19 protein-coding genes are annotated in these 17,411 nt (G+C 60.0%); 5 read left to right on the plus strand and 14 right to left on the minus strand.

What is annotated here, in order from left to right:
* Positions 1–187: 187 nt before the first annotated feature.
* Positions 188–721, plus strand: a complete 534-nt coding sequence (locus tag EKL29_RS15910; RefSeq protein WP_120455973.1) for a sterol desaturase family protein — start codon at positions 188–190, stop codon at positions 719–721.
* On the opposite strand, the gene crtB is transcribed toward EKL29_RS15910, so the two are convergent.
* The 7 genes from crtB to EKL29_RS15945 all read right to left on the minus strand — a co-directional run bounded on the left by crtB (position 660) and on the right by EKL29_RS15945 (position 8,278).
* Positions 660–1,589, minus strand: coding sequence for a 15-cis-phytoene synthase CrtB (gene crtB / locus EKL29_RS15915; protein ID WP_120455975.1), 930 nt, complete (start codon positions 1,587–1,589; stop codon positions 660–662). The genes EKL29_RS15910 and crtB overlap by 62 nt on opposite strands.
* Positions 1,582–3,063, minus strand: a complete 1,482-nt coding sequence (locus EKL29_RS15920) for a phytoene desaturase (RefSeq protein WP_126690170.1) — start codon at positions 3,061–3,063, stop codon at positions 1,582–1,584. The genes crtB and EKL29_RS15920 overlap by 8 nt, the downstream gene beginning before the upstream one ends.
* A complete protein-coding gene (gene crtY / locus EKL29_RS15925; protein ID WP_120455979.1) occupies positions 3,060–4,223 on the minus strand; it encodes a lycopene beta-cyclase CrtY in 1,164 nt (387 codons plus the stop codon). The genes EKL29_RS15920 and crtY overlap by 4 nt, the downstream gene beginning before the upstream one ends.
* Positions 4,207–5,496, minus strand: coding sequence for a glycosyltransferase (locus EKL29_RS15930; protein WP_126690171.1), 1,290 nt, complete (start codon positions 5,494–5,496; stop codon positions 4,207–4,209). The genes crtY and EKL29_RS15930 overlap by 17 nt, the downstream gene beginning before the upstream one ends.
* Complete coding sequence (gene fni / locus EKL29_RS15935; RefSeq protein WP_120455983.1) at positions 5,493–6,527, minus strand: type 2 isopentenyl-diphosphate Delta-isomerase; 1,035 nt, start codon at positions 6,525–6,527, stop codon at positions 5,493–5,495. The genes EKL29_RS15930 and fni overlap by 4 nt, the downstream gene beginning before the upstream one ends.
* A 34-nt stretch (positions 6,528–6,561) precedes the next feature.
* Positions 6,562–7,470: a polyprenyl synthetase family protein gene (locus EKL29_RS15940; protein ID WP_120455985.1), complete on the minus strand. Its 909-nt coding sequence runs from the start codon at positions 7,468–7,470 to the stop codon at positions 6,562–6,564.
* Between the two features lie 223 nt (positions 7,471–7,693).
* Positions 7,694–8,278, minus strand: coding sequence for a YtfJ family protein (locus EKL29_RS15945; protein ID WP_126690172.1), 585 nt, complete (start codon positions 8,276–8,278; stop codon positions 7,694–7,696).
* A 184-nt stretch (positions 8,279–8,462) separates the two neighbouring features.
* On the opposite strand from EKL29_RS15945, the gene EKL29_RS15950 reads away from it, so the two are divergent.
* A complete protein-coding gene (locus EKL29_RS15950; RefSeq protein WP_120455988.1) occupies positions 8,463–8,675 on the plus strand; it encodes a hypothetical protein in 213 nt (70 codons plus the stop codon).
* A gap of 147 nt (positions 8,676–8,822) precedes the next feature.
* On the opposite strand, the gene EKL29_RS15955 is transcribed toward EKL29_RS15950, so the two are convergent.
* From EKL29_RS15955 to EKL29_RS15975, 5 genes are all read right to left on the minus strand, one after another.
* Positions 8,823–9,530, minus strand: a complete 708-nt coding sequence (locus tag EKL29_RS15955) for a pirin family protein (protein ID WP_376749689.1) — start codon at positions 9,528–9,530, stop codon at positions 8,823–8,825.
* Positions 9,531–9,659: 129 nt separating this feature from the next.
* The gene (locus tag EKL29_RS15960; protein WP_126690173.1) at positions 9,660–11,387 is read right to left on the minus strand and encodes a DUF2534 family protein; all 1,728 of its coding nucleotides are present in this window, start codon (positions 11,385–11,387) and stop codon (positions 9,660–9,662) included.
* Between the two features lie 47 nt (positions 11,388–11,434).
* Positions 11,435–11,884: a DUF2946 domain-containing protein gene (locus EKL29_RS15965; protein ID WP_126690174.1), complete on the minus strand. Its 450-nt coding sequence runs from the start codon at positions 11,882–11,884 to the stop codon at positions 11,435–11,437.
* Between the two features lie 122 nt (positions 11,885–12,006).
* The gene (gene glsB, locus EKL29_RS15970) at positions 12,007–12,927 is read right to left on the minus strand and encodes a glutaminase B (RefSeq protein ID WP_126690175.1); all 921 of its coding nucleotides are present in this window, start codon (positions 12,925–12,927) and stop codon (positions 12,007–12,009) included.
* A 165-nt stretch (positions 12,928–13,092) separates the two neighbouring features.
* On the minus strand, positions 13,093–14,298 hold the full coding sequence (locus tag EKL29_RS15975) for an MFS transporter (protein ID WP_126690176.1): 1,206 nt from the start codon (positions 14,296–14,298) through the stop codon (positions 13,093–13,095).
* A gap of 454 nt (positions 14,299–14,752) precedes the next feature.
* Between EKL29_RS15975 and EKL29_RS15980 the strand changes: the two genes are divergently transcribed.
* Genes EKL29_RS15980 through EKL29_RS15990 form a run of 3 tightly spaced genes read left to right on the plus strand, consistent with a single transcriptional unit; the run spans position 14,753 to position 16,764 of the window.
* The gene (locus EKL29_RS15980) at positions 14,753–15,229 is read left to right on the plus strand and encodes a ferritin-like domain-containing protein (protein WP_120456000.1); all 477 of its coding nucleotides are present in this window, start codon (positions 14,753–14,755) and stop codon (positions 15,227–15,229) included.
* Positions 15,230–15,288: 59 nt separating this feature from the next.
* Positions 15,289–15,795, plus strand: coding sequence for a ferritin-like domain-containing protein (locus EKL29_RS15985; protein WP_179256409.1), 507 nt, complete (start codon positions 15,289–15,291; stop codon positions 15,793–15,795).
* A gap of 60 nt (positions 15,796–15,855) precedes the next feature.
* Entirely contained in the window at positions 15,856–16,764 is a 909-nt protein-coding gene (locus tag EKL29_RS15990) for a manganese catalase family protein (RefSeq protein ID WP_120456004.1), read from the plus strand.
* A gap of 94 nt (positions 16,765–16,858) precedes the next feature.
* On the opposite strand, the gene EKL29_RS23350 is transcribed toward EKL29_RS15990, so the two are convergent.
* Together EKL29_RS23350 and EKL29_RS15995 are read right to left on the minus strand one after the other, a co-directional pair.
* Positions 16,859–17,032, minus strand: a complete 174-nt coding sequence (locus tag EKL29_RS23350) for a hypothetical protein (RefSeq protein ID WP_167456974.1) — start codon at positions 17,030–17,032, stop codon at positions 16,859–16,861.
* A gap of 138 nt (positions 17,033–17,170) precedes the next feature.
* Positions 17,171–17,344 carry a GhoT/OrtT family toxin gene (locus tag EKL29_RS15995; protein ID WP_120456006.1) on the minus strand — a complete coding sequence of 58 codons (174 nt, stop codon included), beginning with the start codon at positions 17,342–17,344 and terminating at the stop codon, positions 17,171–17,173.
* Positions 17,345–17,411: the final 67 nt, after the last annotated feature.

A 17,411-nucleotide genomic window follows, 5' to 3' on the forward strand; every position in this document is an offset into this window, starting at 1 on the left:
GCGCCATTGCCTTTTGTGCTAATGCCGGGAATTCACCGATTTTCCGTCGCGCGGCAGAGCGGATAACGCGGTTAAACCCTGCGGCGAATTACAGGCCATAGCCTAGACTTAAGGTTCGCCTGCGGGATGCCGCAGCTGATGAGGGCCAGCCGGCGCTGGCTTGCAGGATGCACTGACGGGAGAGACTATGCTGTGGTTGTGGAATACTTTGATCGTGTTGCTGACCGTCGTCGCGATGGAAATTACTGCCGCGCTGTCGCACAAATATATTATGCATGGATGGGGATGGGGCTGGCATCGGTCGCACCATGAGCCGCACACCGGCTGGTTTGAAATCAACGATCTTTACGCGGTGGTATTCGCCTTACTGGCGATTGCGTTGATCTACCTGGGCAGCCGAGGCGTCTGGCCGCTGCAGTGGATAGGCGCAGGTATGACGCTTTACGGGCTGCTCTATTTTATCGTGCATGACGGCCTGGTCCATCAGCGCTGGCCCTTTAAGTACATTCCGCGCCGCGGCTACTTTAAACGACTCTATATGGCGCATCGTATGCACCATGCGGTGCGCGGCCGGGAAGACTGCGTCTCGTTCGGCTTCCTTTATGCGCCGCCGCTGTCAAAATTGCAGGCGACGCTGCGTCAGCGACACGGGCGCCAGACTAACGCGGACGCTGCCAAAGCTCAGCCGGACGCGACGGCGAAGCGGCCGCCCGAGATTTGACCGCCTGCGCCGCGCCAGCCGCCAGCAGCAGGAGCTTCTCCTGTTTGCTGGTGGACTGACGGCAATCCCAGGCGGTTTCCCCCGCGCGATAGACCTTCACCCCGATGCGCCGATAGACCTCTTTCGCCGTGGCGATCGCCCAGGCGGAGCGCAGCGGCAGCCCGGCCAGGCCCGCCGAGGCGGAGGCGTAGTAGGGTTCCGCCTCGCTTACCAGCCGACGCGCCAGCCCCGCCAGCGCTGGGCGATGGTGGCGATCGGCGAAGTGGAGCCGATCCAGTCCGGCCTCCTCCAGCCAGCTTTCCGGCAGATAACAGCGCCCGACCCGGGCATCCTCGACAATATCGCGCGCAATGTTGGTCAGCTGAAAGGCGATGCCGAGATCGCAGGCGCGATCCAGGATGGCCGCGTCGCGCACGCCCATAATTTGCGCCATCATCAGTCCTACCACGCCTGCGACGTGGTAGCAGTAGCGCAGCGTATCCTGAAAGGTTTCATAGCGTGCGCCACGCACGTCCATGGCGAACCCCTCCAGATGATCGAAGGCGTAAGCCGGGGAGATATCATGGGCGAGCGCCACCTCCTGAAAGGCGGCGAAGGCTGGTTCATGCATTTGCGCGCCCGCATAAGCCTGGCGGGTTTTTAGTTCCAGATGAGCCAGCCGCTGCTGCGGCGTTTGCGTTGAGGGGAGGTCGCCAGGAAACCCCAGCTGCTGATCGTCGATCACGTCGTCGCAGTGGCGGCACCAGGCGTAGAGCATCAGCACGCTGCGGCGCGTTTTCGCGTCAAACAGCTTAGACGCGGTGGCGAAGCTCTTTGAGCCCACCTCCATTGTCTCTACCGCATGGTGCAGCAGTGTCGGATTATTCATGCAGATCCTCCAGCATCAGGCTTGCGGTCGCTTTGGCTGAGCCGATCACGCCGGGAATGCCTGCTCCCGGATGCGTGCCTGCGCCGACCAGATAGAGGTTGTGAATGTGGCTGTCGCGGTTATGCGGCCGGAACCAGGCGCTCTGCCGCAAAATTGGCTCAACGGAAAAAGCGGAGCCCTGATAGGCATTAAGCTCGTCGCGAAAATCGAACGGCGTAAACATGCGGTGCGTCACCAGCTGGCTGCGCAAGCCGGGCATATAGTGCTCTTCCAGATAGGCGAAAATGCGATCGCGCAGACGCGGCCCCTCTACGTTCCAGTCAAGGTCGGCGGTGCCAAGATGAGGAACCGGCGCCAGCACGTAATAGCTGCCGCAGCCTGGCGGCGCAAGCGAAGGGTCGGTGACGCAGGGCGCATGCAGATAGAGGGAAAAATCCTCCGCCAGCCCGTCGTGGTTAAAGATTTCGTCAATCAGCTCGCGGTAGCGCGGGCCGAAGCAGACGGTGTGGTGCGCCAGCTGATCGTGATGATGATTCAGGCCGAAATAGAGCACGAACAGCGAGTTGCTCATGCGCTTGCCTTTCAGTTTTCTGCCCTGGGCCGCAGCGGCGGGATGCTGATCGAGCAGGTCGCTGTAGGTATGCACCACATCAGCATTGGAGGCAACCGCGCGGGTCTCAAATACCCGGCCATCTTCCAGATGCACGGCGGAAATCGCGGCATCCTTCGCTTCGATATGGCTGACGCGCGCATTCAATTCCAGCGTGCCGCCTAAATCCTGAAACAGTCGCAGCATGCCCTGTACCAGCGCGCCGGTGCCGCCGCGCGGAAACCAGACGCCCCATTCCCGCTCCAGCGCATGGATCAGCGTATAGATTGAAGAGGTAGCGAAGGGGTTGCCGCCAACCAGCAGAGAGTGAAAAGAGAAAGCCTGCCGCAGCTTTTCATCCTCAATAAAACTCGCCACCTTGCTGTAGACGCTGCGCCACGCCTGCAGACGCGCCAGCTGAGGGGCGGCGCGCAGCATATCGCGAAACGAAAGAAAGGGTACGGTGCCGAGCTTAAGATAGCCTTCGGCGAACACCGCGCGCGAGTAATCGAGAAAGCGCTGATAGCCTGCTACGTCGCGCGGATTGAATTTACGGATCTCCGCCTCCAGCCGCGCCTGATCGTTGTCATAGCTAAACACCTCGCCCGACTCCCAACAGAGCCGGTAGAAGGGTGTGACCGGCAGCAGCTCAACGTAGTCGCGCATCGATTTGCCCGCCAGCGTGAACAGCTCTTCGATGGCGCTGGGGTCGGTAATAACCGTGGGGCCCGCATCAAACGTAAAGCCCTGGTCCTGATAAACATAAGCGCGGCCGCCTGGCTTGTCGCGCTGCTCCAGCAGTCGCGTTGGAATGCCTGCCGCCTGCAGGCGAATCGCCAGCGCCAGTCCGCCAAATCCTGCGCCAATTACCGTGGTCTGCTTCATCGTGATGTTCTTCGTCCAGAAGGTTGAGTGAGAATAGCCTGTATCGCCGCCAGCACCGGCACCGGCGGTTTGCCGCTAAGAATGCGCGCCCGGTCGGCCCAGGTTAGCCGCCCGGCGTAAAATCGGGCAATCAACCCCTCCGGCAGACCATAAAAACGCTGCATGACGCGCCAGCGTTGATCCGCATCAGCGGCCAGAAACAGCATGCGGTTAAGCATGCGAAAGAAGCCCTGTTCCCGCCACGCCGCCTGGGCGAAGCGGTGAATACGCGGGGCAAGCGCGTCAGGCGAAAAATTCTGCTCCGTCGCCAGCGCGTCCGCCAGCGACGCCGCCAGCGGTAACGAATAGCCGGTGGTGGGATGGAAAAGCCCGGCGCGCAGGCCGACACAGGGCTGACGATGATGCCAGAAACGTTCGAAGTCGCCCGCCAGCGTAATCGGCAGCGCGCCGCGCTCTTCACGTATCAGCGTCGCCAGCTGCCAGCCCTGTCGGGCGGCGTAATCGCAGATATTCTGACGCGCCTGCGCCGCCGCCAGCGAGGCGTCGTCAATGTAGTGCGTATCTTCGATCAGCAGACGCGTCGGCGAGAGCGGCAGCGTATAGACGAAACGATAGCCGCCCTGCTGGTCGACGGTAGCGTCCATCAGAATCGGCCCTTCAAGCTGATGAGGCTGGCTCAGCGTCCACTCCTGACCCACAAAGGCCTGAAAGCCGATCTGCAGAGCGGCGTCGGGCTGATAGCCGCGACCGTCAATCACGGCGCGGGCGCGCAGCACTTCGCCGCTGGCGAGCTGAACGTGGTCAGGCCCGCAGCAGGCGACGGTCTGATTAAGCCGCAGCGCGTCGCCGAGCGCTGCGCGCAGCACCTCGTCAAAGCGCGATGAGGTTACGCAAAAATAGCCGCTGTCGAGCTGGCGCGTCAGCTGTGGAAAGCGCACTTCGTAGTGCGGCCAGTGGTGCGCCACCAGCGGCGCAATCCACTGATGCTGCTGGTCGCTGAGGTCGTCTGCGTGAAAGCACCAGGTATGATTGCCGCCCGCTCTGGCGTCGGCATCCAGTACCAGCACGCGCAGATCTGGCTGCTGCTGTTTAAGGCGCAGCGCCAGCAGACCATTCGCCAGCCCCGCCCCCAGCAACAGCAGATCATACTGCGATGTCATAATTTTTCTCCGCGCGAACTGGCTGGCGCGTCAGCAGCGCGCGCTCAGTGATATCGGCCGCGCGTTCAACGCCGCCGCAGGCTGCCAGCTGCGGCTGCAGCAGCGACATACGCTGTTTAATCGCCTGGTCTTCCAGCAAGCGACTCAGGCGGCGCGCAATCTGATGGCTGGTGGCGAAGCGCGAGGCGCGAATGCCCAGCCCATGGTGCGTCAGGCGCGCGGCGATGCCGGGCTGGTCAAAGGCGAGCGGGATCGCCAGCAGCGGCGTTCCCTGTGCTACAGCGTCCAGCACCGTATTCAGGCCGCCATGGGTGATCGCCACGTCCGCCTGCGCCAGCGCGGCGCGCTGATCGACAAAAGCGGCGACCTGTGCCGCCCCTGCGCGCACTAATTTGCGCGCCTGGAAATCGCTCAGGCCGCCGCAGTGGGCGATCAACAGCTCTGCCTGCAGTTCGCGGCAGGCTTTCGTCAGGGTTTTAAACAGCCCATAGCGGCCACCCTGCAGCGTGCCGAGAGAGGCGAAAATGCGCGGCTGTTTGCCGTCGCTAAACAGCGGCGTCGCGGTTGATGCCGCAGGATCGCGCAGCGGGCCGGTCGCATGAAAGTGCGCGGGCAGCTCACGGCGCGGAAAGTCGAGCGCGTGCGGCAGCTGGCTAATCTGCGCCAGCGGCGACAAACATTGATGCGGCTGGCGTTCGCCTGCGAGGCCAAAGGCGCGGGCATAGTGCGCCAGCACGCGATCGTGGCTGCGCATCAGCCAGTCATAGATTTTTTCGCTGGAGGCGAATCGCTCCCGCGCGGCGCTGCTGGTCCCCCACAGAAAAGGCATCACCGGCAGCGGGAAATGCGCTTCGCGGTTCACGGGCAGGGCGCAGGCGACCGACACGAAGGGCAGCTGCATCGCCTCCGCCACCAGCCCGCCGGCGGGTGCCATCTGGTCGACAATCAGGCCATCCACCGCCAGCGAACGCAGCGCGTCGGGCAGTTCGCGGCACAGCATATCGGTGCTGCTGGCCATATCGCCGATCAGACGCAGAATACCTAAACCGCCAGGGTGCGCTGCCAGCTGCAGCGTGCGATCGAGCGTGCCAACAGGGTGCGTTTCCAGCCCGACGGCGTGAAAATTGATGGCCGTATTGTTAAGCAGCGCGGCGGCATCCGCCTGCTGGATAAAGGTGACGCGATGGCCCCGCGCTATCAGCGTTTGCGCCAGCGCCTGCAGCGCGCGCATATGGCTGTAAAAGGGCGGCACGATCGCCGCGAAATGGCTCATTGCCTCTCTCCGCTGCGCTGCAGCGGCGCGAGGCGCAGCTCACGCAGGTTTGCGCTGCCGGTACAGAAGCAGACGACCCGCAGCTGTTCGATCAGCGTCTGAAAGTGCGTAATAACCGCGTCGGCAGAGTGCAGGGCGCTGCTGAGCACCGCCGCAGCCTGGCCGACGATATCCGCGCCCAGCCGCAGCGCTTTCGCCGCATCGATGCCGTCGCGAATGCCGCCGGAGGCGATAAGCGGCATAGCGGGCAGCCTGTCGCGCACTGCGCGCAGCGCTTCGTCGGTCGGGATGCCCCAGTCGGCGAAGGCCATCGCCACCGCGCGCTGCTGCGCGTTGCTGGCTCGCTCGCCCTCAACCGCCGCCCAGCTGGTGCCGCCTGCGCCCGCTACATCGATCATGCTGACGCCCGCTTCGGCGAGCCGCTGTGCGACCTGCGGCGAGATGCCCGCTCCCACTTCTTTCACCACCACCGGCACGGGCAGCGACTTCACCAGCTGCGCAATCGCCTCGAGCACGCCGCGCCAGTCGCGATCGCCGCCGCGCTGCAAGGCCTCCTGCAGGGGATTCAGATGGACGATCAGCGCATCCGCTTCAATCATGCTTACCGCGTTGAGCGCCAGTCGGCGGCCCTGTTCGCCCAGGATCTGCGCCGCGCCAAGGTTCGCCAGCAGCGGGATATCGGGAGCGATACGGCGCAGATCGCGCGTCAGGCCAAAGTTGTTTTCGCTTTCCAGCGCCACGCGCTGCGAGCCTACCCCGAGCGCCAGGCCAAGCGTCTGCGCCGCCTCGGCGAGATGGTGATTGATCGCGCGCGCACGCGTTGCGCCGCCGGTCATCGAACTGATAAGAAAAGGGGCCTGCATGCTGCGGTTGAACAGACGGGTGCGCAGATCGATCTGATCCAGATGCAGCTCCGGCAGGGCGCAGTGGGTGAAATGCCAGCGGGCGAAGCTGCCCGGTGCCGGCGTGGTGTTACGCAGAACAATGTCCAGATGATCGTTTTTGCGTTTCGTCAGGTCCGTGTCCTTCATTGCTGCTCCATATACTCAGACGGGAAACGCGCGGTCAGCCGACCATAGCGAGTTTTTTTTCGAACCAGGCCTGCACAAAATGCCGGGTGGAGTAGCCGCTGCTGCAGGCGGAGGCGAGATGGCGGTCGGCGCGCCGCAGATGATCGCGCAGGCGTTTTTCGACCACTTTGCTGCCCAGCATATTGACCAGCGTTGATTTCCCCACGTCCTGATGCGCATCTTTTCCGGTGTCGCTCTGTCCGTCGCTCAGATCGTCCAGCAGCTGAAACGCCTGGCCAAGATCCCGCGCGAAGCGGTGCAGCTTTTCACGCGACTCCAGCGGCGCGCCAGCAACAACGGAGGCCATCTGCATCGCCGCGCTAAACAGCGCGCTGGTTTTAAAATGATTGGTGAGCTGAATAGCGTCAGCGCTGCGCGGCTGTGCGCCTTCGGTCAGATCGCGGAACTGTCCCTGCACCAGGCCCTGAATGCCGACAGAGTGGGAGAGTTCAGCCACGGCCTGCGTCTTCGCCTGGCTGCTGATGCCGTCGGCCAGCGCAATCACGCCAAAGGCGCGGCTCAGCAGGGCGACGGCCGCAAGGATCGCGACCGGTTCGCCGAACTGACGATGAATTGTCGGACGACCGCGCCGCAGTTCGGCATCGTCCATACAGGGAATATCGTCGAGTATCAGTGAGGCGGCATGCACCATTTCAATGGCGCAGGCGAGGTCCAGCAGACCGCTGAGTTCATCGCGGTAGCCAAGGTCGTGAGCAGCCAGCATCAGCAGCACCGGCCGAATACGTTTACCCGGCGCCAGCGCGCCTTCGCGCATGGCGAGACCCACGCAGTCGCGTTCGCTTTCCACAGGCAGCAGCCGATCGAGACGCTGCTCGATACTGGTCAGTAATATCAGGGGATCGCTGGGGATGAGGGTAAGATCTCTTTCAGCAAAAATGGTCATGATGGCAGTCCTTACTTGCAGGTGAGCGTCGGCCTGTCGTGATTGCAATGAACAAAGTGGCGCTAAAGGAGCCATCATTAAAAAGCAGTGCGATTATTTTTAGAGCCGCCGCGAACTTAGCGTGGTTGTTTTGTTTTGACGCGGCGGTGAAATAAAGCGTAGTCGAGAATTTTCGGGCTGAAAGGCAAAACGGGAATAAGTGGCAATAAAACAATAATTTTACTCACGAACTAAGTGCGGTCTCGGAGGGTGACGGCTCGCTGGTAAGCAGCTGATTAAGCAAAGCGACAGCCTGTTGAACCTCCTGCGGCGTCAGGGCGCCATCTTTGGCAAAGCGAACGATTCCTTGCCTGTCCAGCAGAACGACGGCGGAGCCGTGCGGCGTCAGTTGCCAGCTGTTTTGCGCTACGCCGCTGCTGTCGATAACAAAGTGTTGCCAGGGCGCGTCACGTTTACTCGATTTGATGCTGCGCTCGACGAAAATGGCGCTGCCGGGGATCGCGTCGTCGGTATTGACGATGGTGGTGGTCTGAAAGCGGCTGCGCGGAAAGTTTGCCTGCTGGATCGCAGCGATCAGCGGCGCGTTTTGCTCTTTGGCCGAAAGCCGTCCCGCAACGTGAATGACCATGCGCACTTTGCCGGTCAGCGACTGGCTGCTCCAGCGCTGATAGCCCAGCATTTCATGCTGCAGCACCAGTTCGCCTTCGTTAGCGATAAAAACCGGGGGAAGGGGTTTTCCCGTTTCAAAAGTATGCGCGCCGGCAAGGCAGGGGAAAAGCAAGGGGATAAGCAGCAGGAAGGGTTTCACGTATCCTCGCAAGCAGAAGAGAAGAGCCTCAAGCCTGGGCGAAGAAGCGCCGCTTCGCCAGTCAGGAAAATATGAATTTTTACGCCTGGGTCAAAAATTAATCACTTGTTCACTGCGCCAGATCAAACAACTCGCTCTAAAAGGAATCGAAGATGCAGATATACATTCGCAAAAGGAGACGGATATGAAAAGTGAGTTAATGACGCTTTCAGAATTTGCACGTTACCTTGGCGTATCGCCGCTGAGGCTGGTTCGTGCCTACTGTAATCGGGGATCGCTGGAGGGTGTGCCGCTGCCGGAACCAATGGAAAATGTGGCGTTCAGGGAACGCTGCTGGTCGCGTGAGGAGGTGCGCCAGTTCAGACACCGGCTGCAGCGAGTTCAACACCATACATAACAAAAAACAGATAGCGCTGAGGTTGATCCGCGCGGTAATACGGGCAGCACAGCCGGTTGCAAAAAGGCGCAGGGCCTTTCGGCGCGACCGGCCATGCTGCCCGTATTTTATCAAGGTGCCACAGGCTGTAGAAACGGCCGCGCGGTTTCAACTGCCGCTGATGGTGCCGCTCATCACGCCGGTCGCTTGCGCATCCACCAGGAAACAGATTAGCGTGGCGTCGCGCTCGGCGGTCACAGCGGGTAGCGCTTCGGTATCGCCAGCCACATCCCCTTTATGCAGACGCTGACCATCCAGGTTCACCACGCCGTTCAGCACTGCCAGCCAGGGCGCGAAGCCCGGGATAGCGGGCACATCAAGGGTTTTACCCCGTTCCAGACGAATATCGTAAATATGAATCGCCTGGCGCAGCGTCAGCGGCGCGGCGCTGCCTTCCGGGCCCGCCAGCCATGTCCAGGCATTGTGGGTGATGCCGTCAGCACGTTCCAGCAGCTGAGTTTTCGCTGCGCCGCCAGCACGGGCCGGGCGGATAAACGCCTGCAACACTTCCGCTTCAATCAGCGGCGCAGACTCCTCGTGTCGCAGTCCTTCACCCGCATTCACCACCATGACGCGTTTCGCCGACAGCGGCGTACGTTCGCCGCTGGGGTCGGTATGCTGCACCGATCCGCGCCAGACGTAGCTCAGGATGTCGTCATTAACGTGCTCATGCATCGGGATGCGTGCCCCGAGTTTTAGCGTCGTCATATCGACAATCGCCAGCGGCCCGAAGCGTTCACCCGGACGCAGGCGGCGAATGGTAAAAGGACCATATTCAAATAGCTGGCCGCGATGGGCACGTACGACGTTCATCATCTTCTCCCGTTATAAGGTTACAGAGGGATAATAAACCCGCTGGAAAAGATGAGAAGGGGGGAGATTTGCCGAGAGAGTTCAACTTTTTTGAACAAGCTGCCCGCCCTTGCGGACGGGCAGCCTGCGGTTTTATTTGCCCTGCTCGTCGCTTTCGCCGAGGAAGAAATACCACAGCGGAATCGACATCAGACCGGTAAAGACCGAGGTATAGAGGAGCACCATCAGCGCCTGAGTAACGTACATCATCAGCGACCAGTCGCTAAAGGCGATATGGTACTGATCGACCACGCCGCTGATAATGGCTTTACCCATCACCGTGCCGACAATCAGCCACAAAATCACCACGCTGCGCAGGAAATAACGCATCTCTTTCTGTTTGGCGGCAAAGCGACCGCGCACGATACCGAGCGGGGATTGTTGATCCAGCGGCGTCTCCGGCTGCGGCAACGCGGCGCGCTGCGCCCGCCGCCAGCGCAGCAGATCGAGCCCGATAAAGACCAGCAGGCTGGCACCCATCACCGGCAGCGCCCAGCCCAGCGCCAGGGCCAGGATCAGCGACGCGCCCTGCGCATAGCGCGGCATCGCCAGCCAGGCGGTGAAGAGCGTCTGCGCGGGATTCTGCACGGGCAGTGCCGGACGGCGAATCCACCACATGCGGTAGCCCAGCGCGATCATGGCGCACAGCCCAAAGCCGAACAAGGCCAGCAGCAGCTGATTTGGCAAGCCGAACAGCACGCCCATATGCGCATCGACACCCCAGCGCGTCAGCTTCGCCACCAGCGGGAAGTGCGCGAATTCAACGCGATCGACGATAGCGAAACTGGCAGGGTCTACGGAAACGGCATCAACCTGACTCGGCCAGCTGCGATCGATCTCGCTGACCGTCCAGGCCTGGCCGCTCTCTTTCGGCTGGCGCATTTCGACTCTGGCGGCATGAATATCATTGCGGCGCGCGGCGTTTAGCACGCTGTCCCAGTCGGCGTCAGGGGCGTTCGCCGCTTTGGCCGGCATGGCGGGCATCGCCATATTGCTCATATCCATACCGTCCATCTGCGGCATTGCATGATGATCGGCATGCGGATCGGCGGTGGCAGCGGGCGCGCTATCGTCCAGCGCGGTGCGTACCTGCGGCGTCAGCCAGCCGAAATCGCTGCGCATTTTATCAATATTGCCGCCCGCCCACTGCGACCAGGTCAGGCCCGTGACGGAGAAGAACACCAGGCCCAGCGCCAGCACGAGGCCGAGCGTGATATGCCAGTGACGAGCAAAGGCAAAACTGGAAGCGCGTTTTTTCGCCTGCCGGCGCGGTCGCGTGCCGAGCCACAGCACCAGTCCCCCCAGCGCGGCGACCCAGAGCCAGGAGGCGGCCAGCTCGCTGTAGAGGCGGCCAAAGTCGCCCAGCAGCAGGCCCCGATGCAGCTCATCCAGCCACATCCGCAGCGGCAGCACACCGCTGGTGCCGTAAACCGTCATATCGCCCTTAACCTGTAAGGTATAGGGATCGATAAACACCGATCGCGACTCTGACGGGCCGAGATCGCTCTGGCTGAACTGCACGCGCGTGGTGTCCTGCGCGCCGGGGGCCGGACGCACCGCATAAATACGCGCGCCCTCGCCAATATAGCGACGCGCCGCCGTAATCTGCGCCGAAAGCGGCTTCGCCACGCCCTGCGCCTCGGTGGTCAGCGCGGAAGAGTAGAGGACATTCTCAATCTGCGGGGTCAGTACATACAGCGTGCCGGTTAGCGCCGCGATAAAAATAAAAGGGGCGATAAACAGCCCGATGTAAAAGTGCAGGCGGCGTAGCAAATTAAACAGCGAGCCGTGCGGCCGTGCCGTTTCCCGAATTGATGACATAGCACATCCATTTTTATTCAGTTAAAGACGAACCCGTTTCCGCCGCGTCACACAGCAGAAAAGCAGGCATTCTGATTAAAAAAAGCGCAGCGGGAAGGCGGGGCGCGAGGCCGGTAAACGCGGCGTTCTCGTCGGCGTAGCGGCGGCTCTGCGCGCCGCGTCGGTGGCGGCGCACGCGAGATCAGCATCATGAGCCAGAGCAGGGGAACCGCGTTCCAGATCATCAGCGGCACATGCACCAGCAGATCGCAGTAGCCGCAGGCGAAACCCTCGTCGGTGGAAATCATATGTCCTGAGGGCATCATCATGTCGCCGTCCATGTGATGCATCATGGGCATAGCATCGTCGCTGTGCGACATCATCATCTGGGCGGGCATCGCGCTGTTGTGGCGCGCCATCAGATCCTTAGACACCACAGGCGCGACGAACAGCAGCAGCACCGCCAGGATAGCCAGGCAGGCGCTGAGTCGCTGTTGCAACGGGGTGAAAAAGGTCATGAAAACATCACTGGCTGGTAAACGTCAGGCGCTATTTTACCGCGTTACGGCCCTGAACGGGGCTAAATCTGTAAAAAATCTTACGGCTGCTGTTTACACCTGTAACATCCGCGCCGGCTGCGTCAGAAAACCGAGCTGCCGAGACGCTCGCTGAGCAGCTCCAGCGCGGCCGTTCCCGTCAGAGAGTTGCCGATGGCATCCAGCCCTGGCGACCAGACCGCAATGCTCATTTTGTGGGGAATAATCGCGATAATGCCGCCGCCGACGCCCGATTTGGCTGGCATGCCGACGCGCCAGGCGAATTCGCCCGCGCCGTCATACATACCGCTGGTGATCATCAGCGCGTTAATCTGTCTCGCCTGTCGCGGGGTAATAAACGGCGAGCCATCCGCTGCTTTGCCCTGATTCGCCAGATAAACAAAGCTGCGCGCCAGCTCGACGCAGCTCATAGAGAGCGAGCAGTAGTGAAAATAGGTCTGCATCACCTCGCTGACGTTGTTATGGAAGTTGCCGAATGACTTCATCAGCCAAGAAATAGCGGCGTTGCGCGCCGAATGTTCATACTCAGAGCGGGCCACCTGTCGGTCATAGTTGATATCGGGCTGACCGCTCAGCCGGCGCACAATCTCCAGCATCCGCTGGCGCGGCGCGGTCAGGCGCGTTTCCAGCATATCGCACACCACCAGCGCGCCCGCATTGATAAAAGGATTACGCGGCTTGCCCTGTTCCAGCTCCAGCTGCACCAGCGAGTTAAACGGCTGACCGGAAGGCTCTTTGCCGACGCGCTGCCAGATTTCGTCGTCGCTATAGCGCGTGAGCGCGACGCTTAGCGACAGCACTTTGGAGATGGACTGAATAGAGAAGCGGGTCTGCGCGTCGCCCGCCTGCCAGGTCTGACCGTCGGGGGTAGCGATGGCGATCCCCAGCGCGTGCGCAGGCACCTCGGCCAGCGCCGGAATATAGCTGGCGACCTTGCCGCGTGCGGTAAGCGGACGAACCTGCTCCAGAATCTCTTCCAGTAGCGCATTGCTGAGTTCGGGCACGAGTGAATCTCCTTTTCTGAGGCGTCTGGCGCCGGATAATGAACGCGTGCCGACGCCGAATCAATGCAGCGGATGCAAATTTTGTGAAATCTTCCACGCAATCCTGCGGCCGCGACGTTAACTCACCTGCTCAACGCCGGTCCGCAAGCCATCGGACGCGGCGACTCACTGCATTTGCCTGGCGCTGCCAGCCAGCGGCGCGAGCAGCATTTGCATAAAACTCAGGGCCGCCAGAAGCGTGAGCGGTAGCGTCCAGTCACCGCTCTGCTCATGCACGATGCCAAAGAACAGCGGGCCAAGCGCCGCCAGCGCATAGCCTACGCACTGCGCCATACCCGAAAGCTGCGACGCCTGGCGATGATCGCGCGCGCGCAGGTTAAACAGCGACAGGCAGAGCACCAGTGAGGCACCTGCGCCCAGACCGGCAATAATCAGCCACAGCGCGGCTAAACGCGGCAGAAGCAACAGCCCCAGCACGCCGCAGAAAATAGCGGCTGAGGCGACGAACGCCGTCAGACGCGCATCGCGCAGACGCTTCAGCGCCACCATACAGCCGAGGTTGGCAAGGATCGCAATCGCCTGATAGAGAAACAGCAGCCAGCCAGCTTCCGCCTGGCTGTAACCTTTCGCCTGCGCGTAGGGGGTAAACCAGTCGATCAGGGTATAAAACGCCAGCGACTGCAGCGCCATAAACAGCGATACCTGCCAGCCGATGCCTGAGCGCCAGGGCGTCGCGCCGACAGCGGAGAGGGCGTGCGTCGCACCTGACCGATGCGCCGCGCGCGGCGTCAACAGCGGCAGCCAGGCGAGCAGCGCCACCAGACCTGGCACCGCCCAGACGCCGAGCGAAAGCCGCCAGCCCGCTTCAGACCAGGTCGCGAGCGGTACGGCAACGCCCGACGCCAGGCTGGCGGTCAGCGACATGGTGGCGGCATAAAGCCCGATATATTTTGCGGTATGGTGCGTAAAGTCGCGTTTGATCAGCGGCGGCAACAGCACGTTAGCAGCAGCGATCCCGGCGCTGAGCATAAACGTGCCGGTCCAGAGCGCGGCCTCATCAGGGAGCCAGCGCACAAGCGATCCCAGCGTCGTCAGCAGCAACGCCACCCACAGACTGCGCTCCAGCCCGTAGCGATTGCCCAGCACGGCGGCAACCGGCGCCAGCGCGGCGAACATCATTAAAGGAATAAAATTGAAAAAGCCCGCTGCCGCGGCGCTCAGGCCAAAAGCGGAGCGAATGTTTTCCAGCACCGGGCCAACGGCGGTTATGGGCGCACGCAGGTTTGCAGCGGTCAGTAGTATAACCAGCAGGAAAAAGCCAGGTTGGGAAAAGCGCGAAGCGCATACAGCAGAGATTTGTCGCAGGGTCATAAGATCCGCATCACAAAATGCGGCCAGGCCGCTGTGGTGCGTTGGTTGACGTTAACGCTTACGCACCGGCGAAGAGGGCCGGTGTCTGCGCGCTACTCTAATCACTGATGTCGCACCTGTAAAGTCGCTCCCGCCTGGCTATTCACGCCTGGCTGCGCCTGCATAGCGCAACGGCGGCAGGCGCGTCAGATTATTTGCTTCCCCCTGACGCCGCGCGGCGTAATAAGCGAGGCGATAATCCATTCGTGTTTTTTATAATGCTCAGGTCGTTTGTTCGCTATTTAACAGCGGCGGCCGTTCCGCCAAAATTAAGATTAATCCTTATTAATCAAACCATTTTTGCTCCGCGCTTCGTTTTTATTAAATTTGCGCAATTGTACTTAGCAACTATTATTAATTTCTGTAGCGTCCTGGCCAGGAAAACAATCATCTGATTTGATAAGAGGAACCTGTAATGGCGATTAAAACACTGGTAGATCTTTTTATTCACGATCTTTCCGATGTCTATAGTGCAGAAAAACAGATCACTCGTGCCCTGCCGAAAATGGCGCGCGCTGCATCAGACGAATCATTGAAAGCGGCGTTTGAAGCGCACCTGGAAGAGACGCGCGGACAAATTGAACGTCTGGACCAAATTGTTGAAAAAACTGAAGAACTGCGCATTCGCCGTATGAAATGCCACGCTCTGGAAGGCCTTGTTGAAGAGGCTCAGGAGATCATCGATTCCGTCGAGGCTGGCCCGGTTCGCGATGCCGGTCTGATTGGTGCCGCGCAGAAAGTTGAACACTACGAAATTGCTACATACGGCACGCTGGCCGCAATGGCGAAAAGACTGGGCTTTGACGAAGCGGCTAAATTGCTGGCCGAAACGCTGCAGGAAGAAAAAGCTACGGATGAAAAACTGAATATGATCGCTGAGAAAACCAGCTAATTATCTGACGTGATGAAATCCGTCTTTTGCAGCATTCTCATTTTTCAAAGAGGTGAATCATGACACACGAAGAGAATTATCTGGCCTGGCTGAAAGATGCTCACGCTATGGAAAAGCAAGCTGAAAGCATGCTGGAAAAAATGGCGTCTCGTCTTGAACACTATCCCGATTTAAAAGCGCGGATTCAGCAGCATATTGAAGAAACGCGCCAGCAGCAGACGTTGCTACAGTCCGTTATCGACCGTAATGATACCTCCCATTCCGCCTTTAAGGACGCCATGGGCAAACTTTCCGCGATGGGTCAGGCGATGGGCGGCATGCTCGCCGACGACGAAGTGGTGAAAGGCGCTATCAGCGGTTATGTATTCGAGCAGTTTGAAATCGCAAACTACACCTCGCTAATCGCCGCGGCGCAGCTGGTAGGCGACCAGGAAGGCGTGCGCATTTTTGAGCAGATTCGTGAACAAGAGATTGCGATGGCGGAATGGTGCCTGACGCATCTGCCAGACGTGACGCAGCAGTTTATGACGCGTGACGCGGCTGAAGGCGTTGAAGCAAAAAAATAACGCTAAAGCCAGGCCCTCTCCAGTCAGAGGGGGCTACATCCAACTGGAAAGGAATGAGCAATGTTCAGACACGTAAAGAAACTGCAATATACAGTCCGTGTTGAAAAGCCCAATCCAGGACTCGCCAATTTGCTGCTTGAGCAGTTTGGCGGTCCGCAGGGCGAACTCGCTGCGGCATGTCGCTATTTTACTCAGGGCCTTGGCGATGACGATCCAGGCCGTAAAGATATGCTGATGGATATCGCGACGGAAGAGTTGAGCCACCTGGAGATCATCGGCTCGCTGGTGGGGATGCTGAACAAAGGCGCGAAAGGTCAGCTGGCTGAAGGCACAGAGGAAGAGGGCGAGATTTATCGCAACATCACCGGTGCCGGTAACGACAGCCATTTGACCTCGCTGCTTTACGGCGGTGGTCCGCCGCTGACCAACTCTGGCGGTGTGCCATGGACTGCGGCTTATATCGATACCATCGGCGAAGTGACCGCTGACCTGCGTTCGAATATCGCTGCTGAAGCGCGCGCAAAAATCCTTTACGAGCGTCTTATCAATATGACCGACGACGTCGGCGTAAAAGATGCCCTGGGCTTTTTGATGACGCGTGAAGTCGCGCACCAGATCTCGTTTGAAAAAGCGCTCTACTCAATTCGCAACAATTTCCCACCGGGTAAATTGCCGCCAATCGAGCAGTATTCCAATGTCTACTACAACATGTCGGCGGGTGAAGGCGATATTCGCGGTAGCTGGAATTCTGACGAGAACTTTGAGTATGTGGCCGATCCGGCGCCAGCGGTTGATGGCGGCGACGGCGAGGCGACAGTGGTCACCTTGCCATCCGATCAGAAGACCGACCTGCTTAATATGGCTAGCCGTACCGCATCCGATCGCAGCCTGAACCCGACTACGGGCGCTGAACTGGGCTCGACGCTGGGTGAAGCAAACCAGATTAACCCGGATAAACCGCGTTCGTAATCCCCCTCGCGTCAGTCAGGCTGCTGACTGACGCGATTTCCCTCTCTTTATTGATTCTTCTGGACGGGCGTTACGCCGCTTCCACTATCTCGTATCAATGAAATTCCGGTTCAGGAAAATGACCACAGTCGTTCTGGCTAGGGGTGGTGCCTGGCTGGCAGGTTTGCTGTCGCGTTTCAGCGGAAGGCACCGGTTTTTCCGGCGCCATGGGGCCTGACCGACAGGCGCTAAGCAGGGTAACAAACAGGGCTAAAGCAACAAAACGCATATCCGCTCCTTGTGATGACATGAAGTAAGCAAACAAACGTCGGTGGTCAGCTACGGGACCAGAGGCGTACAGATAAGTGTAGCTGGCGGCAGGAAAAGGTCTATAAATCAGCATGAAGCCGCACGGCGGCTTGCAGGATCAGAACAGGGCGAACATCAGGGCAACGGGAAAGCTCATCGGCCAGGTGGCGCCGACCAGGAAGGCGCTCAGCGCCCGAATCGACAGCTTATCCTTTGCGATAAAAAAGGTGATTAGCGTGGCGATCGTTGCCATAACCGCATAGAACACCAGCATATGTTGATAGAGGCTCATAAATACTCCGCATCGTTATAGTGGTTTTGCTGCGCACTATGCGGAAAATAGTGATCCAGATCAAGCA

Origin of the sequence: Pantoea sp. YU22, from assembly GCF_003970755.1 — a bacterium.
In the GTDB taxonomy this organism is placed as follows: domain Bacteria; phylum Pseudomonadota; class Gammaproteobacteria; order Enterobacterales; family Enterobacteriaceae; genus Pantoea; species Pantoea piersonii.